Genomic DNA, 20,414 nt, shown 5'->3' with positions numbered 1-20,414 from the left:
AATACAAGTTCATTTCATTTTTTTGAAAAAACCGCTTGGCAAATCGGGCAAGCATTTGTATTAGCCCACTCACACCGCGCCAAGCAGTGATCCCTGGTAGCTCAGCGGTAGAGCATTCGACTGTTAATCGACAGGTCGCCGGTTCGAATCCGGCCCGGGGAGCCATTTCTTAATTGCCTGTTTTGTTGAGAAATCCGAAGACAGGCATTTACTTCCCACCTTCCCTCCCCGCTTTAGCATCCTGTGATAATTCGCGGTTGAAGTTCTGCACCGCACGCAGCTTTGCGCGGGCGCCTTCTTTTGTGATGCATGTTTATTCCGAGCGAAATCGGTGCGCCCCGATGGCGCACGCGTTTCTGTCGGAGATGTAAAACGGGTTGTGTTCGCATACAGCCGGTTTCAGACAAGATGCCGGCGATACGGAAGCGTGCCGCCGGCCTGTGAGGCCGACGGCCAAGTGGCCCGGGCACTGCCGCCTAAAAATTGAAGTACACAGTCACACCCGACCGACGGCGATAGGGGGAATAATCGCGATAGCCGTAACGCTCGCGATAATACCGCGGACGGTAGCAAGAGTCGTAGTACCGGCAGTCGCGGGAAGCGTACCGGCGTTTCTTCCAGTGGCCATACGCATGTCCATTACCGTGACGACGGTGTTTGACCTGCTCGACGTCGGAGGTGTGCACAGCTACCGCTTTTGGCACGACGATCGGCATGGCGTTTAGCGGCAGAGCGAAACATGCAGCCAAGACTGACGCTGCGACTGCGGGTAAAAGCTTGTTCATCGGCGCATCCTTTCCAGCCCGCAAGTCTGGGTTAATAGGCATTAACCTAGGATGAACGGCTCTCCGCTGCGGATCGAAGGTGCGCCATACCCCTCTCATAAGTTTTTCAACAAGTACGGTTTATTGGAACGAAGATATTCTGAGTCACCTGGAGCATAAAAAAGGGAAGAGATTGGGAAGAAGATGCTTACGGAGGGTTTTCGACCCCCTGGAGTTCGAAGCAGCGTAACGACTGGTGCGACTAGCGGAATATCCTCTGTCAAATACCGTACAGGAACTTGGCCGAGCCCCTGCCGTTAAGGCGTAGGATCGCACGGGTGTTCCTCGTTTTTTCTGTGCGGTCCGCTCGCCAAGCTTGCCCCGCCACGGCGGGGCATTTTTTCCGAGCGCCGCGGAAGCCAATGTAAATCGATCAATTGACAGCGCCCAACTTGCGACGGGACGCAGCCGAAAGAGATGAGAACGCCCGTCGCGAAATTAGGCGCAGCAGGTCAGCGATTAAGGCTAACGGCAGCCGCTGCGCGGTGCAGGTGAATTACCAGGTCTGGCGATTATACCAATCGTCGATATCTCTCCTGGTGCGGTCTTTTTCATAGCCGTAGCGCTCTTGGATCTTGCCTTCGAGCTGATCGCGCTTACCGTTGATGACATCAAGATCATCGTCGGTCAGCTTGCCCCATTGCTCCTTGACCTTACCTTTCATCTGCTTCCAGTTACCTTCGACGCGATTCCAATCCATGGTTAGTTCCTCCTATCTTGGGATAGAGGAACGGGGACGAACGATAAGGGTTCCGCTTCGGTCAGCGGTGGCGGTTCCACCTTGCGGAAAAATATTCACACACCACAGATCAATCACAGTGGCCTCCGCGGATTGACCACGGTACCATCTCTAATAACTGCACGACCGACCGTTGCCGGGTCGGAAGCCGTCGGCACAGGCCGGGTTCATTGAATCGCCCGGCTGATATCCCGATGCCGAGCCGTATGAGTTTGGTGGCGTCGAGCAGGCTGAGGCAAGGGCGGCCAGAGTAATTGTGCCGGCCGCTAAAAATGCCCGAAATCTCTTCATCTCTACTTCTCCCATTGTCGCCGCGATCGGTGAGCGAGCTCCCCAGGAACAAAGGGAGTCGTTTTCCAAACTTACTCCGAAATCGCTTGCGCTTAGAGATATAGGCACTTCTGCAAGGGACGCAGCTCCAGCAGCGCGTATTCTTGCCGATCGTCATGAATTTCGCGTGCAGGCGGTCCGATATGACCGCCTTTGCTAAGGCATCTCGAATAGCATTGGATGCGTACCCCGGAAGCGATGTTCCTTCCGGGGTAGCTTTGTGACGCGGCGCCCGGGCTTACTGGCATGCATTTGCAGCATCGGGCTGTGTCGAGCTGTTGCCGGAAGTGGGAGCCGGGTTGCCGGTGCCACCGGCCTGCTGGCGCTGACAGTCGTTCGGGTCGCCACCGGAGCTGTTCGCACCAGTCGCGCCGGCGCCGATGGTGGTATTTGCGCCGGTGCCGCTGGCGTTGGTATTGCCGGAGCCTGAAGCATCAGTACCAGACGTGGTGCCGCTGCCGGAACCTGAAGCTCCGCCACTGCTACCGCTGCCAGATCCCCCGCCGCCCGATTGCGCCATTGCCGATGTTGCCAGGCCAATCGAAATTGCCGTTACTGCCATCATTCTCAGAAGCATGGTATCCTCCTCGAGGCTTCATTGCCGATAGGCAGCAAACAAGAGCCCCAGAAGATTGTTTCAGTTCGAAAGCGTACTGGAACTTCCGCCCTCGCCGATTTTGTTGCCTGAGCTGGATCGCGCAGACGGAGGCTCTGTCCCGCACGCACCACCCTCGCTTTGCGCGACCTCCTTCACCACCGATATTTTCGCGTGCAGCGTCTCGCACTTGCACGATCGATGCGCGAGACGCGTTCTTTCTTGACTCGACGACCAGTCGGAACATAATGAGAACATCCGTATGGCAAAAGCTGAAAACATGGTCGAAAGTTTTGAAGGAGATCGGGGTCGTGCGTCCGCAGGCAGCTGAAAAACTGGCAGAAGACGCGCTGAAAGGAGAAGTCGACGCAGTCGTCGCTTTTCACGACGGCGACATTCGTGCCGCCATTACGACGCTGCTGCTGGATTGCCGTCACCTGCGACTTCAGCTTGCCCTTCGAGATGGAGGGGTGAGCCGCGGCACGGCATGTGAACGCTCGACGTCTCGCGAAGGGACATGAAACATCGTCGCAGCATCGAGCTCGTGCCGCCTGATCGTCATGCCATTGAAATCGACAAGGCAACGCTGGCGAACCTGCCGGAGTGGTTCGTCATCTACGCCCGTTGCCGTGCTTGCCGCCACCAAGCGCCTATAGACCGGCGGGACGTTGCCTGGCGCTGCGGCCAAAACCTATCCCTCGCCACGCTGGCCAAGCGCCTCAGATGTCGGGAATGCGACAACCGCTCCGCCAACCTGCTGCTCCTTCGGATGCTGCCGCGCGATTGAGGACGTCCCCGCGCGTTGCGCGACGACATAGTCTGCCGGGAACAAACCTCGTGGTTAAAAGTTGTGTGGCATCAACCATGTAACGTCGACTTTGACAGGAGGTCTCTCATGGGTCGCGGTATTCTACTTTGGCTGCTCGGTGTTCCACTGCCTATCATCATTCTTCTGGCTCTGTTTATGCGATAGGAACAGATCATGTCGGTTTCAATGACAGGTTCCGGAGAAGTTGCCACTCCGGTCGAATCCTCCAAATCGGCCATGACATGGGGACCCATCTTCGGCGGCGCAGCCGCCGCCATCGGAGTGACCCTCATCCTTCTGCTTCTGGGATCCGGGCTCGGGCTGACGATGGTGTCTCCCTGGTCGGGGCAAAGCAGTTCGCTCGGAACACTTGGCGTTACGGCGGCAATCTGGCTCGTTCTCGTGCAATGGCTCTCCTCTGCGCTTGGAGGCTATGTTACCGGCCGCTTGCGGACCAAATGGGCGGCCGTCCACACCGATGAGGTGTTCTTCCGGGACACCGCACATGGGTTCTTAAGCTGGGCTCTGGCGACGATCTTTGTCGCCGGGTTCCTCGCATCGTCGCTGTCATCGCTCGCCGGCGCCGGCGCCCAAGCGGTGGGATCGGCCGCACACGCCGTGGGTTCCACTGCCACAGCCGCCGGTACGGCAGCCGCATCGTCAGCAACGTCGCCGCTGGATCTTTCCACCGCCTATTTCACCGACGCCTTGCTGCGTCCTGATCAGGCGCGTGCGGCGGCCACATCCAATGATGTCGCGGCGACATCGGAAGTCTCCCGCATTCTCCTCAATGGTGCCGCCGAGGGGCAAGTTCCCGATGAGGACAAGGCCTATCTTGCCACCATCGTCTCTGCCCGGACCGGTCTTTCCGAAGCCGATGCGCGCGCCCGCGTTGACACGGTTCTGAAACGTGTCGACGACGCCAAGGTCGCCACCCAGAAGGCTGCCGACGAGGCACGCAAGGCCGCTTCCACCACGGCATTGCTTGGATCCCTGTCGCTTCTGGTCGGTGCTTTCATCGCCGCTGCGGCCGCGGCTCTCGGAGGATCGCAGCGCGACGAAGAGGAAGATCTCATCGTCACCCCCCGGGTGTAGAGGATGAGCAATGGGGGCGCGGAAATGCTGTGCCCCCATGTAAACACCCTCGGCTCTCTCAGGTCGGATGAGGCGTCATCCAGGCGGCCGCTTTTGTCATAGGCTTCGCTCGCGCCGAACACGGGGCCGCCGCAAAGCTTCAGTTTGTAGGTGCCAACCTTTCGAACTTTAGGCTCGCCACGCGTTCGGGTGATGGACAAGGCTCCAATCTGCTCCATCTCTGATTACAGGCTGTGGAGAGCCGTATGCGCTGGCGCTTTCGACAGATTTCTGACCTCGCCGCGTCCTGGGCAGGACATCGTGTGCTGCCCGTCGCGCTGATCGCGTTCGTTGTCATATGGACGGCGGTCGGTCTGAACTTTTCCTTTCCTCGGCGGTGGTTTTTGCTGACCAATACTTTCTGCACGCTCATCGCGTTCTTTGTAGTGCTGCTGGTGCAACACGCCCAAAATCGAGACACGAAGGCGCTCCATGCCAAGCTTGACGAACTCATCCGTTCAAGCGAGGCGGGAAACCACTGGATTGCGGCCGAGAAGAGAGATGCCGACGCCATCGAGGCTATGCGCCGGCAACACCAAGCACAGATTTCGGAAAGGCAAGCCTGAAGCGCGACGAATTTAGGCGGATGTTGCCTCTGCGTCAGATTTCTCCTCCGCTTTCTCCTCGACGCATTCGGCCTTTTCAGCGAGCGACTTGCTCATTTCCCTCAGTTCGCCCTCATCCAGCTTTTCGATGCCGACGAATTTATTGGCGGCCTGGCTCGTGAGAATGAGCTCGTCGAGCTTGGCCTGCAGAGCCTTTCCATCACGGTTCTGAGTGTTCTGCAGCACAAACACCATCAGAAAGGTGATGATGGTGGTCGTCGTGTTGATCACAAGCTGCCAGGTTTCAGAATAGTCGAAATAGGGTCCGGTAACCGCCCAGGCGAGGACGAGCGCCAGAGCGGCGACAAAGGTATATGGTCTTCCCGAAAGCTCGGCGACGGCGGTTGAAAAAGAAGAGAAGAAGTTTGATTTGTTTGACATTTGAGCAGGCTCCCGCGTCGTCAATGCTGTCATTCGACAAATCAACTCCAGATCCGGGCGGAAGTTCCTCATGCCGTAGGACCTGTCCGGGGGGGCGGCGGCTCAATCTTCGAAGTTGCCGCCACAGTACATTGCATTAGACCAGATGCACGTGGATGGCATTAAATCGTATTCTCTTCACAGCCGCTGCGCGCCTCCGGCGACCTGCATCAGCCTTTCTGAGATTTTGCAACAGCCCGTTTTTGGTGGCTTAGGACGAGCTCGATCTGGACATCTTGTTGAAACTCCAGCACTCGCTGACCGACCTCACTCTCCGACATCCCTGCGGCCAAAAGCTGATCGGCGAGCCTGCGGCATTCGCTCTTCCAGAATTCGATCGCCTCGGCGCCATGCCGGCGGCCGAGCTCTCGGGCGCAGCGCTCGATATTGGCGATTCCGGTTCCGGAGGGAAAGGCGATAACCTTGCCTTCATGAGAGATAGCAGGGCGGCGGGTCGTTTCAGTGGCCATCGAACACAGGTTTCCTTTGATCCTATATGTTGTCTACGGGACGATGGTTAATGCTTTCTATTCATTTGACTGGTTCGGCGGCAAGACGTGGTGCCGCGTGGTCAAATCGCAGTGTCTTCGACCTTGACGGCGGCACGCCGATGCGCCGACAGTCGTGACCGACACCTCAGCCAGCAGAGACCAATGATGACAATAACCGCCGCCCCCCGCGACTTCCTGAAAAGCCTGTTCGACGCGGCGGTTCGTGCCGCCGATCCTCTGACCGGCATAAAGGCGCGCCTGCCGGAGAAGCCGAAAGGCAGAACCGTGGTGATCGGCGCCGGCAAGGGCGCGGCGCAAATGGCGCAGGCGCTCGAAAGCGTCTGGGACGGACCGCTCGAGGGACTGGTGGTTACCAGATACGGCTATGGCTGCGGAACGCGCCAGACCGAGATCATCGAGGCCGCCCACCCTGTGCCCGATGCGGCGGGGCTTGCCGCGGCAAGACGGTTGATGGAAACGGTGAACCGGCTGACGGAAGACGATCTGGTGATTGCCCTGATCTGCGGCGGCGGCTCGGCGCTGCTACCCGCCCCGCCGGAGGGGCTGACCCTCGAAGACGAGATCGCGCTCAACGAGATGCTGCTTGCTTCGGGTGCGCCGATCTCGGCGATGAATATCGTGCGCAAGCATCTCTCCACCATCAAGGGCGGCAGGCTTGCAGCGGCGACGAAAGCGAAGGTCGTCAGCCTGATCGTTTCCGACATTCCGGGCGATAATCCCGCCCATGTCGCCTCCGGGCCGACCGTGCCCGACGGTTCGACTCGGCACGAGGCCCTTGAGATTATCAGGCAATACGGATTGCAGCTGCCGCAGGCCGCCCTCGATCATCTGAACTCGCCGAAGGCCGATGCGCCGCGGCCCGACGATCCGGTGTTTTCACGGCACGAGCATCACGTCATCGCCTCGGCCGGCGTATCGCTGGAGGCGGCGGCCGCCCAGGCGAAAGAGCATGGCATCGAACCGGCGATCCTTTCGGATGCGATCGAAGGTGAATCGCGCGACGTGGCGCAGGTGCATGCGGCGATCGCCCGCGAAGTGCTCGGCCGGAACAGGCCTTTTTCGAAGCCGGTCGTCATCCTGTCCGGTGGCGAGACGACGGTGACGCTCCGGGCCAAGGGCGGCAGGGGTGGGCGCAACGGCGAATTCGCGCTCGCCATGGCGCTCGCGATCAACGGACAGGAAGGCATTCATCTCCTTGCTGCCGACACGGACGGCATCGACGGCTCGGAGGACAATGCCGGCGCCTTTGTCGATGGCGGCACCGTCAAGCGCCTTCGCGCCGCCGGGCTCGATGCGCGGCGGCTGCTGGACGGCAATGACAGCTATTCGGGCTTTGCTGCCGTCGGCGATCTCTTCGAGACAGGCCCGACCGGCACCAATGTCAATGATTTCAGAGCCATCCTGATCGCTTGAGATCCGGCCGGATCACGTCTTGATCCGCCCCTGCCCCACCAGCCAGCCGACTGATTCCTGCACTGCCTGCAGCGACGTATATCGCGGCGCATAACCGAGCAGGCGTCGGGCTTTCGCGATCGAGCAATTTGGACTGCGGGCAATATGCTCCCATGTCGCCTCCGCATCCTCGGCCGTCTGGCCTTCGGCCCAGGCATCGAAAGGCGCGAACGTGAGCCTCGGCTCCCGCCCGAACCAGCGCGACATGGCTTCCGCATAACCGCGAAGGGTCAAGGCCTGCTCGGAAACTGCGTGGAAACTCTCACCGATCGACGCGTTCCAGTGGGCAATTGCATCCATGAACATCGCCGCCACGTCATCGGCGTGGACGTGATGAACGGTCTCCAGGCCGAAATTGGGCAGGGTCAGGGTTTCGCCCCGGGCAAGGGTCGAGAAGACCTCCAGGTTGAAGTTGCCGGCCGGGTTGAGCGGCGCCCATCCGGTGCCGACGATATGGCCAGGGTGGATGATGGTTGCCGGGAAGCCTTGCAGCCTTGCCTGCTGCAGCAGATAGGTTTCGATCGCCGCCTTCTGAATACCATAGTCACCGAACGGAGACTTCGGGGCTTCCTCGCAGGTTGGCACAGACACGGGATAGCCATGTGTCCAGATCGTGCCGGTGTGCAGGAAGTGTCCGACATGCCCGGACAAGGCCGTCACCAGCTGCTCGGCACTTGCCAGCGTGAAGCAGATCATGTCGATGACGATATCGGCTTTCAATGCGCGCACGGCAGGGGCGAATTCGCCGGCCCGCTCCATCCCGGCTCGATCCATCCGGCGCTGGTCGACGGAGGCCCAGGCCCGGTTTTCCATATAAGGTTTTGCCGCGCCGCGGCTGATGGTGACGACGTCGTGACCTGCCTCCACCAGGCGCGGAACGAGATAGGTTCCGACATGGCCCGTCGCCCCGATGACCAAAACCCGCATTGTCGTTCCTCCGTTGGCGTGATCCGCACCGACTATGCTGCGCCGGCCCAAGATCCTGCAAGCGGAGTTTTCCCCGAGAGTGGCGAGCGGGCCGGCTATCGATTCTTGAAAACAAGACACGTGCCGCCATGCCGGCGGATCTGGTTGCAGACGTCGTTGGCTTCCCCACGCGTCTGCCGGGCGATGCGGGCGACATAACGCGGGCGGAAACCGAAGCTGCGATCGCGCTGGCGCAGGATCAGCGGCTGTTCCGCATTCAGAGGTGAAGGCAGATCCTGCACGGCATCGAGAAACAAGCGCCGTGCCACCGCCACATCGGCATTCGCGGCCAGTTGAACGCCCCAGGGCGCCCAATTGCCCTCCTGACGCCAGGGCGTGTCCTTCAACCTCCGCCTTTCGGCGAGCGCCACGCAGCCATCGAGAAAGGGCTTGTCCTTGTCGAGCGGGGCTGCCGCGTCTTTCGGCGGATTGTCCTTCCACTCCTCGACCGTATGGGCGGTGATCGCCATGACGTAGCTCCGCGTCTCGTAAGGTAATCTCCCTGACGCAAGGTAAGAAGCAAGACCGTTTTCGCCGGCATTATAGGCGGCGGCGGCAAGGCCGAGATTGCCGAAACGGTTGCGCAATTCGTCGAGATACTGCGCCGATTTCCGCAGCGCCTCCAGCACCTGGTAGCTGTCGTCGAGGCCGCGCAGTTTCGCCGTGCCGGGCATGAACTGCGCAATACCCTGCGCGCCTTTATAGCTGACGGCATCGGGGCGAAAGGTGCTTTCGCGCCAAATGAGACGGGCGAAATAATCCGGCGGCAAGCGACTGGCCCCGGCGAAATGCTCGATAGCGGCGCAGAGGTCGCGATTGAAATTGTCCTTGCGGATGCAGAGCGTCTCGCCTGATCCTGAGGCAGCAGGCCCGGAATAGAGGCAGGCCGGTGGCGCATCGCTTCCTTCCGGCTGGGCTTTTGGCGTGTCCGCCGTGGAAAACAGCAAGCCGAGCGAAAGCATGACCTTCGCCGATCTCCTCCCCATGTCGGACTGACGTTTTCGCCCTATCATCTCGGCAGGTTCGACTTCCATCGCGACGCTGATCTTAGATAACATCAATCGAGGCGCGAAGCTTCCCCATTTCAGCAATGCCGGCACGAAAAAGCCGCCGGACCATATGGCCGCGGCGGCTTGGAAACAGCTTGAAAACAGCGATCAGGCCGTCGGCTGCTTAGTCTTCCGGAGATAGGGCAGAACCGTATCGAAGGAGCCGAAACGCGTGATCGCGTCCTCGTTGGACACCGCGGCGGTGATGATGACGTCCTCGCCCTGGTTCCAGTTTGCCGGTGTCGCTACCTGGTGCTTGGCCGTCAGTTGGATGGAGTCGATGGCGCGCAGGATCTCGTTGAAATTGCGGCCCGTCGTCATCGGATAGGTAAGGATCAGCTTGATCTTCTTGTCGGGTCCGATGATGAAAACCGAACGCACCGTCGCGTTGTCAGCGGGCGTGCGGCCTTCCGAGCTGTCGCCGGCGCCGGCCGGCAGCATGTCGTAGAGCTTGGCGACCTTAAGATCCTTGTCACCGATCAGCGGATAATCGACGTCGAAGCCGGTTGCCGTCTTAATGTCGCCCTTCCACTTGGAGTGGCTTTCGACCGGATCGACTGAGATGCCGATGATCTTGACGCCGCGCTTGGAAAATTCGCCCGCCAAGCCTGCCATCGCGCCGAGCTCGGTTGTGCAGACCGGCGTGAAATTCTTCGGATGTGAGAACAGCACGGCCCAGCCGTTGCCGATCCAGTCATGGAAGCTGATCGGTCCCTGCGTGGTGTCAGCGGTAAAGTCGGGAGCGATATCGTTGATACGTAAGCTCATGGTCGGCCCTCCAAAGCCGTTGTTGGTTTCATTATCTCAAAACGGCGGCCATGGGACTGCCTGCCGCAGTCGTGATTAATTGCGATCGACCGGATAGCATCGGCTGCGAGCGGAAAACTCTCCCATCCCACGGTTTTCGCTGCATTTCTTTAAGCTATATACCACGATAACCGAAGGTACGCTCTTTCGATTTGCAGCCTCCGCCGGCATTATTTTTCCCGGCAAGCTGGCGCGATGACAAGACCGATCAATTTTGATCGGTCTTGTCACAGCCCAGCAGGAGCTCTTTCGAAATTTTCTTCCGATCCCGCGCTTAAAAGCGCAGCACACTGGCTATTTTTTGTGCGATCTTATTTATGCACAATTTTAGGGCGGATATCTTGCCAAAATTGCTGCACTGCGTCATTATTAGAGGCATGACGCATCTCGATCTGACGATTCTGGTGATCGACGAAAATACCATTCGCGCTTCCATCATCGAGGAAGGGCTGCGCGAGGCTGGGCACGCGCGCGTTACCGTAGTGCATGAAGTCAACGGCATTGCACGAACCATCGAAACGCTGATGCCTGACGTGATCATCATCGATATCGAAAATCCCAACCGCGATATGATGGAGCATCTGTTTCAGTTGACGCGCACCGTCAGCCGACCGATCGCCATGTTCGTCGATCGCTCCGACACCGCCTCGATCGAGGCTGCGGTCGAGGCCGGGGTATCCGCCTATATCGTCGACGGACTGAAGAAGGAACGCGTCAAACCGATCCTCGACATGGCCGTCAGCCGCTTCAACGCCTTCAGCCGATTGCGGCGGGAGCTTGCCGATGCCCGTTCGGCGCTGGAGGAACGCAAGCTCATCGAGCGCGCCAAGGGCATATTGATGAAGAAACGGGGCCTGAGCGAGGAAGAGGCCTTCGCCCTACTGCGCCAGACCGCGATGAACGAGAAGAAGAAGATGTCGGAAATCGCCCAGAGCGTTGTCACCGCCGCGGGGCTTTTGATGTGATGGCGGGCCTCCTAAATTTCCGGAGGAAACCGGAGTGGACATGATGACGAAGACCGCCAGTTCCAGCGGCGGGCTGCCCTCGCCCGCGCAGATCAACAATGAAGGCCCGAAAGTGCTGCGGGCTGGCTTCATTCCGCTCGTCGATGCATCGGTGCTGATCGCGGCAGCGGAATTCGGCTTCGCGCAGAAGGAAGGCCTGACGCTCCATCTCGTCAAGGACGTCTCCTGGGCGAATGTCCGTGACCGCCTGGCATTCCGCCAATTCGATATCGCCCATATGCTGTCGCCGATGCCGGTCGCGTCCATGCTCGGCCTCGGCTCCAATCCCTCGCCGACAATCACGCCGTTTTCCCTTGGCCGGGGCGGCAATGCGATCACGCTGTCGGCGCGGCTCTTCGACAGGATGCGGGATGACACCGGATTGCCGGAAACAGCAACCGCGCTGGATAACGCCCATGCTCTGGCAAAAACGATCGCCGCGATCAAGGCGCGCGGCGAGCCGCTGCCGACCTTCGGGGTCACTTATCCCTTCTCCTCGCACAATTACGAATTCCGCTACTGGCTGGCGGCCGGCGGCATCGATCCCGACAAGGACGTCAAGCTCGTCGTCGTGCCGCCGCCGCTGACATCGGATGCTCTGGCGGCAGGCGCGATCGACGGCTTCTGCGTCGGCGCTCCCTGGAACATGGTCGCCTCGGAGCGCGGTCTCGGCCGCATCGTCGCCGCCAAACAGGACATCTGGCCGTCGGCGCCGGAAAAGGTGATCGGCATGCGGCCGGATTGGGCGGAAAGCCATCCGGAGACCGTTTCCCGGCTGATCGTAGCGCTCGACGCGGCTGCCCGCTGGTGCGACCGGCCAGACAATCACAACGCGCTGGCCGCCGCCCTCGCCGATCCGCGCTATATTGCCGCCCCCGTCGACATCATTCGCCGCGTTCTCGCCGGCGAATTCAGCCTCGATGGCAGGGGAAACCGGCGCATCATCGCCGATTATTTCCAGTTTCATTCCGGCTTCGCCAATTATCCCCGGCCGAGCCATGCGCTGTGGATTTACAGCCAGATGATGCGCTGGGGGCAGGCCGAGGCCAGCCTCGTCAAGGCGCGGGCCGCCGCCTCCGCCTACCGCCCCGATCTCTATCGCACCGCTCTCGGCGACGCCAACGCACCTGACGACGCCGATATCCGTATCGAAGGCAATGACGAGGGCGACCGCTTCATGGACGGCCACGTCTTCGATCCGACGGAACTGCCGAGCTATGTAGCGAGCTTTGCCGTCAAAAGCACCCTGCCCTTCGCTCCCCACAGCGATGAGACCTGATCCTTGCCGGACTGCACAAAACGCCAGCAAAGTTCGATGCCCACCATCACCGCGACGCACAAAAGATTTGCACGATTTTTGGCAGCCGTAAAAACGAGCAGATGGATGCTGGCGGCAAATTCCCTTTATATCCAACAACTTAAAGAAAAACCACAAAACTGGCACGCAGTTTGCAAGACTATTAGCGCACAGATCAATGGCGATCAGCGCAGTATGTGAGCGCAACAGGCGCTCGCAGAAGACCATGAATTCGGCGTCCAACGGCGGGCGCCACCAGCAAAGCCGCTGATCAGGATATTTCGCGCACCTCGTGCAGCGCAGCCTGACCAGCGGCTTTTTTGTTTTTAACCCCCAGCGATGGATCGGCGCGACCTTGTCGGGCCACGGAGAAGCCATGTCTGTCATCGAGAAAGCGAAGCCTATGTCCGCCGGCGAACCAGCCAAAGCATTGTGGATCTCCACGGTTGCCTTCACCCTCTGTTTCGCCGTCTGGACGATCTTTGCGATCATCGGCGTCCGCATCAAGCAGGAGCTCAACCTCAACGAGGCTGAGTTCGGATTGTTGATCGGCACTCCGGTTCTGACCGGTTCGCTCGTGCGCATCGTGCTCGGTATCTGGACGGGGCGTTACGGTGGCCGTCTCGTTTACACGCTCACGATGCTTGCCGCCGCAGTGGCGACCTTCCTGCTCTCCTACGCCCACACCTATACGCAGATGCTGATCGCCGGCCTCGGCGTCGGGCTTGCCGGCGGCTCCTTCGCGGTCGGTGTCGCCTATGTCTCGCCGTTCTTCCCGGCGGAGAAGCAGGGAACGGCGCTCGGCATCTTCGGCGCCGGCAATGTCGGCGCGGCTGTGACCAAATTCGCCGCTCCCTTCGTTCTGCTCGCCTGGGGCTGGCAGGCGGTTGCGGAAATCTGGGCCGTCTGTCTGGCGGTGATGGCCATCGTCTTTTGGTTCACCACCACGGACGATCCGGCCTTCCGTCTTCGCCGCGAGCGCGGCGCCGCTTCGAAGAGCCTAGCCCAGGAATTCGCACCGCTGCAGAACGTCCAGGTCTGGCGCTTCTCGCTCTACTATTTCTTCGCCTTCGGCGGCTTCGTCGCCCTGTCGCTGTGGCTGCCGCGCTATCTGGTCGGCGTCTACGGCTTCAACCTCGAAACTGCCGGCATGATCGCGGCGGCCTACTCGATCCCCGGCAGCATCTTCCGGGCCTTCGGCGGCGTGCTGTCCGATAAGAAGGGCGCACGCAGCGTGATGTACGCAATGTTCGCCGTGTCGGCCGTGGCCACGCTCATCCTGTCGCTGCCGGTCGCGACAATCACACCCGTCATCTTCATCGCCGTCATCTTCGTGCTGGGCTTCTTCATGAGCCTCGGCAAGGCCGCCGTCTACAAGCACATTCCGGGCTACTATCCCGACAGCGTCGGCGCCGTCGGCGGCGTCGTCGGCATGATGGGCGGTCTCGGCGGTTTCATCCTGCCGATCGCCTTCGGCCTCCTCAAGGACATGACGGGCCTCTGGTCCAGCTGCTTCCTGCTGCTCTTCGCAATCGTCGCGATCTCGCTCATCTGGATGCACCTGTCCGTCAAGCAACTGTCGCGCCAAGGGCACTCCGCGCCCGTGCCTGCAACCTAATCCAAGGGACTTGAACGTATGACCGAAAAACTCGTCATCATCGGCAATGGCATGGCGCCGGGGCGCATGCTGGAGCACCTCTTCGAACGGGCGCCCGGACGCTACGACGTCACGATCTTCAATGCCGAACCGCGCGTCAATTACGACCGCATCATGCTGTCGCCGGTTCTCTCCGGAGAGAAAGACTACGAGCAGATCATCATTCACGGTGACGGCTGGTACATCAAGCACGGCATCATGCTCTACAAGGGCCACAAGATCGTCAACATCGATCGCGCCGCCAAGACCGTCACCTCCGACCACGGCGTCACCGAAAGCTACGACAAGCTGGTGATCGCCACCGGTTCCGTGCCCTTCATCATCCCGGTTCCCGGCAAGGATCTGCCCGGCGTCATCACCTATCGCGATCTCGACGACGTGCAAGCGATGCTGCTTGCCGCCCAGTCGCGCGAAAAGGCGGTCGTCATCGGCGGCGGCCTGCTTGGCCTCGAAGCGGCGGCCGGCCTTGCCCAGCGCGGCATGGACGTCACCGTCCTGCACGTCATGCCGACGCTGATGGAGCGCCAGCTCGATCCCGCCGCCGGTTATCTGCTGCAGAAGGCGGTCGAAGAACGCGGCATCAAGGTCATCTGCAAGGCCAACACCAAGGCGATCATCGGCAATGGCAAGGTCGAAGGCATCGAACTCGACGACGGCCGCATCATCCCGGCCACCCTCGTCGTCATGGCCGTCGGCATTCGCCCGAGTGTCGGCCTGGCGAAGGACGCCGGCCTTGCGGTCAATCGCGGCATCGTCGTCGATGCCGGCATGCAGACTTCGGATGGCGACATTTTCGCGCTCGGCGAATGCGCCGAGGTGGGCGGCATGGTCTACGGCCTCGTCGCGCCGCTCTACGAAATGGCCCGCATCGCCGCAGCGCATCTCTCCGGCGACCGTTCGCCTGCTTTCGTGCATGCGGACACCCCGACCAAGCTTAAGGTCACCGGCATCGAACTCTATTCGCTCGGCGATTTCGCCGATGGCGACGACCGCGAGGAGATCGTACTGCGCGATGCCAGCGCTGGCATCTACAAGCGCCTGGTGCTGAAGGACAACAAGATCATCGGCACCGTGCTTTACGGCGAAACCGCCGACGGCGCCTGGTTTAACGATCTGAAGAAGAAGGCGACCGATATTTCGGAGATGCGCGAGACGCTGATCTTCGGTCAAGCCTATCAGGGAGGGTCGCCGCTGGACCCTATGGCGGCCGTTGCAGCCTTGCCGGATGACGCGGAAATCTGTGGCTGCAACGGCGTATGCAAGGGCAAGATCACCTCGACGATCACGAGCAAAGGGCTGACGTCACTCGACGACGTACGCGCCCATACAAAGGCCTCCGCCTCGTGCGGCTCCTGCACCGGCCTCGTCGAGCAACTGATGGCGCTGACGCTCGGCGACGGCTACAATCCGGCTGCCGTGCAGCCGATGTGCACCTGCACCGAACTCGGCCATGACGATGTTCGCCGCCTGATCAAGGCGAAAGGTCTGAAGAGCATCCCCGCCGTCATGCAGGAATTGGAATGGAAGACCTCCTGCGGCTGCGCCAAGTGTCGGCCGGCGCTCAACTATTACCTCGTCTGCGACTGGCCGGACGAATATGCCGACGACTACCAGTCGCGTTTCATCAATGAGCGCGTCCACGCCAACATCCAGAAGGACGGCACCTACTCCGTCGTTCCGCGCATGTGGGGCGGCGTCACCAATTCGAACGAGTTGCGCGCCATCGCCGATGTCGTCGACAAGTTCGAAATCCCGATGGTGAAAGTGACGGGCGGCCAGCGCATCGACTTGCTCGGCATCGAGAAGGAAGACCTCCCCGCCGTCTGGGCCGATCTCGGTAAAGCCGGTTTCGTCTCCGGCCAGGCCTATGCCAAGGGCTTGCGCACGGTGAAGACCTGCGTTGGTTCGGACTGGTGCCGCTTCGGCACGCAGGATTCGACCGGTCTCGGCATCCGCATCGAGAAATTCATGTGGGGCTCATGGACACCGGCCAAGCTGAAGATGGCCGTCTCCGGCTGCCCGCGCAATTGCGCCGAAGCGACTTGCAAGGATATCGGCGTGATCTGCGTCGACTCCGGTTTCGAGATCCATTTCGCCGGCGCCGCCGGTCTCGATATCAAGGGCACCGAAGTGCTCGGCCTGGTGAAGACCGAGGACGAGGCGCTGGAGCATATCGTGGCATTGACGCAGATGTACCGCGAGCAGGCCCGCTATCTCGAGCGCATCTACAAATGGGCCAAGCGCGTCGGCCTGGATGAAATTCGCCGCCAGATCATGGACGATGCCGAAAAGCGCAAGGCCTATTACGACCGCTTCGTCTTCAGCCAGAAATTCGCCCAAGTCGATCCCTGGTCGGAGCGCGTCTCCGGCAAGGACAAGCATGAATTCAAGCCGATGGCGACGATCGGCTATCCGCAGGCTGCCGAGTAAGGAGATGGACATGAATTGGGTTGCAATCGGTGACATCTCCGATATCCCGCTGCGCGGCGCGCGCTGCGTGAAGACGCCGCAGGGCAAGATCGCCGTCTTCCGTACGGCCGAAAACGAGGTCTTTGCCATCGAGGATCACTGCCCGCACAAGGGTGGTCCGCTCTCCCAGGGCATCGTGCATGCAAAGGCCGTCACCTGCCCGCTGCACAATTGGGTGATCTCTCTGGAAACCGGCAAGGCGCTCGGCGCCGACGATGGCGCGGTGCGGACCATACCGGTCCGCAACGAGGACGGCGCCCTGTTCATCGCGCTCGAAAGCCTGATGATGGCGGCTGAATAATGGCGGCTGAGGTCAAGACCACCTGCCCCTATTGCGGCGTCGGCTGCGGCGTTATCGCCACGGTGGACGAGGCCGGCGCCGTCAGCGTCAAGGGCGATCCCGAGCATCCGTCGAATTTCGGCCGGCTCTGCTCGAAGGGTTCGGCGCTTGCCGAAACCATCGATCTCGACGGCCGGCTGCTTTATCCCGAAATTGCAGGCGAACGGAGCGATTGGGACGAGGCGCTCGATTTGGTCGCCCGGCGTTTTTCCGAAACGATAGCCGAACACGGGCCTGACTCTGTTGCCTTCTACGTCTCCGGCCAGTTACTGACCGAGGATTATTATGTCGCCAACAAGCTGATGAAGGGCTTCATCGGTTCGGCCAATATCGACACCAATTCCAGGCTCTGCATGTCCTCGTCGGTGGCCGGGCATCGCCGCGCCTTCGGCGCCGATACCGTGCCAGGGACCTATGAGGATATCGAACTTGCGGATCTCGTGGTGCTCACGGGCTCCAACCTCGCCTGGTGTCATCCCGTCATCTACCAGCGGCTGGCCGCCGCAAAAGCGGCGCGGCCGAACATGCGGATCGTCGTCATCGATCCGCGCCGGACGATGACATGCGATATCGCCGACCTGCATCTGGCTATCCGCCCGGACGGCGACGTCGCGCTGTTCATGGGGCTGCTCGCCCATCTCGCCACAAGCCAAGCGATCGACCAGAATTATATCGCCTCCCATACGGAAGGCTTCGCCGGCGCCTTTGCGGCGGCCGCAGCACTTGATATCAACGATCTCCTGGAGCGGACCGGCCTGCCGGCCATGCAGATCCGGGAATTCTTCCGCCTGTTCGAGACAACGTCGAAGGTCGTCACCTGCTACAGCCAGGGCGTCAACCAATCCTCTTCCGGCACTGACAAGGTCAATGCCATCCTCAACTGCCATCTGGCGACCGGCCGCATCGGCCGTCCGGGCATGGGCCCGTTCTCGCTGACCGGCCAGCCGAACGCCATGGGCGGGCGCGAAGTCGGCGGTCTCGCCAACATGCTCGCCGCCCATATGGCGATCGAAAATCCTGACGACCGCGACCGCGTGCAGCGCTTCTGGGATTCGCCAGTCATCGCCGCAAAAGGGGGCCTGAAGGCGGTCGACATGTTCCGCGCCGTCGTCGACGGGCGCATCAAGGCGCTCTGGATCATGGCCACCAACCCCGTCGTCTCGATGCCGGATGCCGATAGCGTCAAAAGCGCGATCGCCGCCTGTCCCTTCGTCGTCGTCTCCGACATTCTGAGAGAGACGGATACGACCCGGCATGCAGATGTGCTTCTGCCCTCGCTCGGCTGGGGCGAAAAGGATGGCACAGTCACCAATTCCGAACGGCGCATTTCCAGGCAGCGGCCGTTTCTCGGCATCCCTGGCGATGCGAAGGCCGACTGGTGGCAGCTTGCGGAGGTCGGACGCCGCATGGGATTTGCCGCTGCCTTTGATTTCGATGCGCCGGCCGAAATCTTCGCCGAACACGCGGCCCTTTCCGCCTTCGAAAACAACGGCAGCCGCGACTTCGACATCGGCTCCCGCGCCGGTATCTCAGGCGCCGCCTATGAGGAACTGTCGCCCTTCCAATGGCCGCAGGCGGCAGGGAGCGCGCCTGGCGTCACCCGCTTCTTCGCCGATGGCGGCTTCTACCATGCCGATGGCAAGGCGCGCTTCGTTGCGGTGGAACCGCCGGCAACCGATCGCACCAATGCCGACTTCCCCTTTACGCTGAATACCGGACGCATCCGCGACCAGTGGCATACGATGACGCGAACCGGAAAGAGCGCGCGGCTTTCCGCCCATATCGCCGAACCCTTTGCCGAGATCCATCCGCGCGATGCGATCGAGACCGGTATATCGAGCGCCGGTCTCGCCGAGATCGACAGCCCGCACGGCAAGGCGATCGTCCGCGCGCTGGTGACCGATCGCCAGGCGCGCGGCAGCATTTTCGCGCCGATGCACTGGAACGACCAGTTCGCGGCAAAAGCGCGGATCGACGCCGTGGTCGCGCCGATCACCGATCCGATTTCCGGCCAGCCGGCATCGAAAAACGTCGCCGTCGCCGTCCGCCCCTTCCGCGCCGCGCATTACGGCTTCGCGGTCTCGGCCGTCAAACCGGCCACGCCGGAGGCGGCTTATTGGGCGCTGGCGAAAGCCGACGGCGGCTGGCGGCTGGAGCTTGCCTTCGGCGAAACCGTCGAGGACTGGACGGCCTGGTGCCGGGCGGTTTTTGCCATTCCCGACGAAATCGAACCGCTGGGTTACGCCGACCGGCAAACCGGCGACCTCAGGCTCGCCTTCTTCGACGGCGAGACGCTGCTCGCCGCGCTGTTCCTCGCGCGCGCGCCGGTCGCCGTGGCGCGCAACTGGGCAATCTCGCAGCTCTCGGTGCCGCATGGTGACCTGCGGAAACGCTTCGCGCTGGTAGCAGGCCGCCCTGGGGCCGGCAGACCGGATCCGGGCGCCACCGTCTGCTCTTGCTTCAGCGTCGGGGTCAATCAGATCGCCGCTGCCGTGCGCGGCGGATGCCACAGCGTCGAGGCGGTCGGCAAGGAAACCAGCGCCGGGACCAATTGCGGCTCCTGCCGCGGCGAAATCGGCCGGATCATCGATCGCTGTCTTGCCGCGGCCGCGGAGTGAAAGGCGAAAAACTGTAACGTGGCGATATCAGGCCACGTTCGGGGCGATCAACATCTTGTGGTCGGCCGAGATGCGCACCGAAATTTCGTCGTAGGATGCGAGGGTCGGATGCGACGTCTCCATCTTCTGGTGATGGGTTGCCGTCACTACCATCACGTCGGCGCCCGCGGCCTCGCCGGCGATGATGCCGGCTGTGACATCCTCGAACACCAGGCAGTCCTGGGTGCTGACGCCGAGACGTTCGGCGCCGAGAATGTAACATTGCGGATCGGGCTTTCCGACTTTGACGTCCTCCGCCGTCACCATGAATTTCGGCAGTGACAGGCCTGCCGCTTCCAGCCGCCGGCGGGCAAGACGCAAGGGCGAGGAGGTGACGATCGCCCAGCGATCCGGCGGCAGCGAACTTAGGAAGGCGGCAGCGCCAGAAATGGCGACGACATCGCTGACATCGGCGATTTCGGCCTCGGTCACCAATTTGGCTTCATGTTCGGGATCGACGCCCGGCAGGTTCAGCCGGGCGATCGTGTCGATGCCGCGTGATCCATGCATCTTCGGCAGAAAGTCCGCAACATCGAGCCCTTGACGCCTGGCCCAATCGCTCCACACCCGTTCGGCCGCACGGATCGAATTGAGAATGGTACCGTCCATATCGAACAGGAAGGCGGCATAAGGCTTCTCGAAGCCACGCGGCATCGGCTGGGACAAAATGCTGAATCCTTCGGGAAAGAGAGTCGGATGGCAGTCGCTGGACGCGATGAAACGGCAAATCGCCATGTTTTGCAAGTTTT

The 20,414-nt window shown here is 61.1% G+C and carries 22 protein-coding genes and 1 tRNA gene; 13 read left to right on the top strand and 10 right to left on the bottom strand.

Annotated elements, in window-relative coordinates:
* Positions 1 to 90: 90 nt before the first annotated feature.
* Positions 91 to 165: transfer RNA gene (locus EFR00_RS02690), tRNA-Asn, on the top strand.
* 311 nt (positions 166 to 476) lie between these two features.
* On the opposite strand, the gene EFR00_RS02685 is transcribed toward EFR00_RS02690, so the two are convergent.
* From EFR00_RS02685 to EFR00_RS02670, 4 genes are all read right to left on the bottom strand, one after another.
* On the bottom strand, positions 477 to 785 hold the full coding sequence (locus tag EFR00_RS02685) for a hypothetical protein (RefSeq protein WP_077994103.1): 309 nt from the start codon (positions 783 to 785) through the stop codon (positions 477 to 479).
* 535 nt (positions 786 to 1,320) lie between these two features.
* Positions 1,321 to 1,524: a CsbD family protein gene (locus EFR00_RS02680; RefSeq protein ID WP_009986102.1), complete on the bottom strand. Its 204-nt coding sequence runs from the start codon at positions 1,522 to 1,524 to the stop codon at positions 1,321 to 1,323.
* 150 nt (positions 1,525 to 1,674) lie between these two features.
* A complete protein-coding gene (locus EFR00_RS33430) occupies positions 1,675 to 1,854 on the bottom strand; it encodes a hypothetical protein (protein WP_077993976.1) in 180 nt (59 codons plus the stop codon).
* A gap of 277 nt (positions 1,855 to 2,131) precedes the next feature.
* Complete coding sequence (locus EFR00_RS02670) at positions 2,132 to 2,470, bottom strand: oxidoreductase (protein ID WP_077993978.1); 339 nt, start codon at positions 2,468 to 2,470, stop codon at positions 2,132 to 2,134.
* Positions 2,471 to 2,736: 266 nt separating this feature from the next.
* On the opposite strand from EFR00_RS02670, the gene EFR00_RS02665 reads away from it, so the two are divergent.
* From EFR00_RS02665 to EFR00_RS02650, 4 genes are all read left to right on the top strand, one after another.
* Complete coding sequence (locus EFR00_RS02665; RefSeq protein ID WP_009996375.1) at positions 2,737 to 3,009, top strand: hypothetical protein; 273 nt, start codon at positions 2,737 to 2,739, stop codon at positions 3,007 to 3,009.
* Entirely contained in the window at positions 3,006 to 3,275 is a 270-nt protein-coding gene (locus tag EFR00_RS02660) for a hypothetical protein (protein WP_077993979.1), read from the top strand. Before EFR00_RS02665 ends, EFR00_RS02660 begins: the two co-directional genes overlap by 4 nt.
* Positions 3,276 to 3,470: 195 nt before the next feature.
* Positions 3,471 to 4,391, top strand: a complete 921-nt coding sequence (locus tag EFR00_RS02655; RefSeq protein ID WP_009996377.1) for a hypothetical protein — start codon at positions 3,471 to 3,473, stop codon at positions 4,389 to 4,391.
* A 245-nt stretch (positions 4,392 to 4,636) separates the two neighbouring features.
* On the top strand, positions 4,637 to 4,996 hold the full coding sequence (locus EFR00_RS02650) for a low affinity iron permease family protein (RefSeq protein ID WP_009996378.1): 360 nt from the start codon (positions 4,637 to 4,639) through the stop codon (positions 4,994 to 4,996).
* 12 nt (positions 4,997 to 5,008) lie between these two features.
* Here the strand turns inward: EFR00_RS02650 and EFR00_RS02645 are convergent, their stop codons facing one another.
* Complete coding sequence (locus EFR00_RS02645; RefSeq protein ID WP_009996380.1) at positions 5,009 to 5,416, bottom strand: low affinity iron permease family protein; 408 nt, start codon at positions 5,414 to 5,416, stop codon at positions 5,009 to 5,011.
* Positions 5,417 to 5,625: 209 nt separating this feature from the next.
* Entirely contained in the window at positions 5,626 to 5,925 is a 300-nt protein-coding gene (locus EFR00_RS02640; protein WP_038688460.1) for a DUF6074 family protein, read from the bottom strand.
* 186 nt (positions 5,926 to 6,111) lie between these two features.
* Between EFR00_RS02640 and EFR00_RS02635 the strand changes: the two genes are divergently transcribed.
* Positions 6,112 to 7,380, top strand: a complete 1,269-nt coding sequence (locus tag EFR00_RS02635) for a glycerate kinase type-2 family protein (protein WP_077994105.1) — start codon at positions 6,112 to 6,114, stop codon at positions 7,378 to 7,380.
* A gap of 12 nt (positions 7,381 to 7,392) precedes the next feature.
* Here the strand turns inward: EFR00_RS02635 and EFR00_RS02630 are convergent, their stop codons facing one another.
* From EFR00_RS02630 to EFR00_RS02620, 3 genes are all read right to left on the bottom strand, one after another.
* Positions 7,393 to 8,346: an NAD-dependent epimerase/dehydratase family protein gene (locus EFR00_RS02630; RefSeq protein ID WP_009995843.1), complete on the bottom strand. Its 954-nt coding sequence runs from the start codon at positions 8,344 to 8,346 to the stop codon at positions 7,393 to 7,395.
* A gap of 95 nt (positions 8,347 to 8,441) precedes the next feature.
* Positions 8,442 to 9,398: a lytic transglycosylase domain-containing protein gene (locus tag EFR00_RS02625; protein ID WP_077994106.1), complete on the bottom strand. Its 957-nt coding sequence runs from the start codon at positions 9,396 to 9,398 to the stop codon at positions 8,442 to 8,444.
* Between the two features lie 144 nt (positions 9,399 to 9,542).
* Positions 9,543 to 10,202 carry a peroxiredoxin gene (locus EFR00_RS02620; RefSeq protein ID WP_038688456.1) on the bottom strand — a complete coding sequence of 220 codons (660 nt, stop codon included), beginning with the start codon at positions 10,200 to 10,202 and terminating at the stop codon, positions 9,543 to 9,545.
* 416 nt (positions 10,203 to 10,618) lie between these two features.
* Here EFR00_RS02620 and EFR00_RS02610 point away from each other — a divergent pair, with 416 nt between their 5' ends.
* The 7 genes from EFR00_RS02610 (at position 10,619) to EFR00_RS02580 (ending at position 19,626) form a co-directional block, all read left to right on the top strand.
* Positions 10,619 to 11,206, top strand: a complete 588-nt coding sequence (locus tag EFR00_RS02610; protein WP_010058808.1) for an ANTAR domain-containing response regulator — start codon at positions 10,619 to 10,621, stop codon at positions 11,204 to 11,206.
* A 34-nt stretch (positions 11,207 to 11,240) separates the two neighbouring features.
* Positions 11,241 to 12,524 carry a CmpA/NrtA family ABC transporter substrate-binding protein gene (locus EFR00_RS02605; protein WP_009995378.1) on the top strand — a complete coding sequence of 428 codons (1,284 nt, stop codon included), beginning with the start codon at positions 11,241 to 11,243 and terminating at the stop codon, positions 12,522 to 12,524.
* 36 nt (positions 12,525 to 12,560) lie between these two features.
* A complete protein-coding gene (locus EFR00_RS02600; protein ID WP_125864846.1) occupies positions 12,561 to 12,743 on the top strand; it encodes a hypothetical protein in 183 nt (60 codons plus the stop codon).
* 175 nt (positions 12,744 to 12,918) lie between these two features.
* Positions 12,919 to 14,160 carry an MFS transporter gene (locus EFR00_RS02595; RefSeq protein ID WP_077993984.1) on the top strand — a complete coding sequence of 414 codons (1,242 nt, stop codon included), beginning with the start codon at positions 12,919 to 12,921 and terminating at the stop codon, positions 14,158 to 14,160.
* A gap of 18 nt (positions 14,161 to 14,178) precedes the next feature.
* Positions 14,179 to 16,629 (top strand): nitrite reductase large subunit NirB, encoded by a 2,451-nt coding sequence (nirB, locus tag EFR00_RS02590; RefSeq protein WP_077993986.1) that lies wholly within the window; start codon positions 14,179 to 14,181, stop codon positions 16,627 to 16,629.
* 4 nt (positions 16,630 to 16,633) lie between these two features.
* Positions 16,634 to 16,969 carry a nitrite reductase small subunit NirD gene (nirD, locus tag EFR00_RS02585; RefSeq protein ID WP_010048597.1) on the top strand — a complete coding sequence of 112 codons (336 nt, stop codon included), beginning with the start codon at positions 16,634 to 16,636 and terminating at the stop codon, positions 16,967 to 16,969.
* The gene (locus EFR00_RS02580) at positions 16,969 to 19,626 is read left to right on the top strand and encodes a nitrate reductase (RefSeq protein WP_077993988.1); all 2,658 of its coding nucleotides are present in this window, start codon (positions 16,969 to 16,971) and stop codon (positions 19,624 to 19,626) included. Before nirD ends, EFR00_RS02580 begins: the two co-directional genes overlap by 1 nt.
* A gap of 27 nt (positions 19,627 to 19,653) precedes the next feature.
* Here the strand turns inward: EFR00_RS02580 and EFR00_RS02575 are convergent, their stop codons facing one another.
* Positions 19,654 to 20,331 carry an HAD family hydrolase gene (locus tag EFR00_RS02575; protein WP_039623202.1) on the bottom strand — a complete coding sequence of 226 codons (678 nt, stop codon included), beginning with the start codon at positions 20,329 to 20,331 and terminating at the stop codon, positions 19,654 to 19,656.
* Between the last annotated feature and the right edge of the window lie 83 nt (positions 20,332 to 20,414).

The sequence above is a fragment of the Rhizobium sophoriradicis genome, from assembly GCF_003939025.1.
Lineage (GTDB): Bacteria > Pseudomonadota > Alphaproteobacteria > Rhizobiales > Rhizobiaceae > Rhizobium > Rhizobium sophoriradicis.
The sequence above is the reverse complement of the archived record's forward strand: the minus strand, read 5'-3'. Positions and strand labels throughout refer to the sequence as shown.

Bases quoted from the DNA above. Each gene is read 5' to 3' on its own strand.
- EFR00_RS02655 (WP_009996377.1), top strand. From the start codon at position 3,471: ATGTCGGTTTCAATGACAGGTTCCGGAGAAGTTGCCACTCCGGTCGAA.
- EFR00_RS02665 (WP_009996375.1), top strand. From the start codon at position 2,737: ATGAGAACATCCGTATGGCAAAAGCTGAAAACATGGTCGAAAGTTTTG.
- nirB (WP_077993986.1), top strand. From the start codon at position 14,179: ATGACCGAAAAACTCGTCATCATCGGCAATGGCATGGCGCCGGGGCGC.
- EFR00_RS02660 (WP_077993979.1), top strand. From the start codon at position 3,006: ATGAAACATCGTCGCAGCATCGAGCTCGTGCCGCCTGATCGTCATGCC.
- EFR00_RS02630 (WP_009995843.1), bottom strand. From the start codon at position 8,346: ATGCGGGTTTTGGTCATCGGGGCGACGGGCCATGTCGGAACCTATCTC.
- nirD (WP_010048597.1), top strand. From the start codon at position 16,634: ATGGACATGAATTGGGTTGCAATCGGTGACATCTCCGATATCCCGCTG.
- EFR00_RS02680 (WP_009986102.1), bottom strand. From the start codon at position 1,524: ATGGATTGGAATCGCGTCGAAGGTAACTGGAAGCAGATGAAAGGTAAG.
- EFR00_RS02580 (WP_077993988.1), top strand. From the start codon at position 16,969: ATGGCGGCTGAGGTCAAGACCACCTGCCCCTATTGCGGCGTCGGCTGC.
- EFR00_RS02625 (WP_077994106.1), bottom strand. From the start codon at position 9,398: ATGATAGGGCGAAAACGTCAGTCCGACATGGGGAGGAGATCGGCGAAG.
- EFR00_RS02595 (WP_077993984.1), top strand. From the start codon at position 12,919: ATGTCTGTCATCGAGAAAGCGAAGCCTATGTCCGCCGGCGAACCAGCC.
- EFR00_RS02650 (WP_009996378.1), top strand. From the start codon at position 4,637: ATGCGCTGGCGCTTTCGACAGATTTCTGACCTCGCCGCGTCCTGGGCA.
- EFR00_RS02635 (WP_077994105.1), top strand. From the start codon at position 6,112: ATGACAATAACCGCCGCCCCCCGCGACTTCCTGAAAAGCCTGTTCGAC.
- EFR00_RS02610 (WP_010058808.1), top strand. From the start codon at position 10,619: ATGACGCATCTCGATCTGACGATTCTGGTGATCGACGAAAATACCATT.
- EFR00_RS02645 (WP_009996380.1), bottom strand. From the start codon at position 5,416: ATGTCAAACAAATCAAACTTCTTCTCTTCTTTTTCAACCGCCGTCGCC.
- EFR00_RS02670 (WP_077993978.1), bottom strand. From the start codon at position 2,470: ATGCTTCTGAGAATGATGGCAGTAACGGCAATTTCGATTGGCCTGGCA.
- EFR00_RS33430 (WP_077993976.1), bottom strand. From the start codon at position 1,854: ATGAAGAGATTTCGGGCATTTTTAGCGGCCGGCACAATTACTCTGGCC.
- EFR00_RS02620 (WP_038688456.1), bottom strand. From the start codon at position 10,202: ATGAGCTTACGTATCAACGATATCGCTCCCGACTTTACCGCTGACACC.
- EFR00_RS02640 (WP_038688460.1), bottom strand. From the start codon at position 5,925: ATGGCCACTGAAACGACCCGCCGCCCTGCTATCTCTCATGAAGGCAAG.
- EFR00_RS02600 (WP_125864846.1), top strand. From the start codon at position 12,561: ATGCCCACCATCACCGCGACGCACAAAAGATTTGCACGATTTTTGGCA.
- EFR00_RS02685 (WP_077994103.1), bottom strand. From the start codon at position 785: ATGAACAAGCTTTTACCCGCAGTCGCAGCGTCAGTCTTGGCTGCATGT.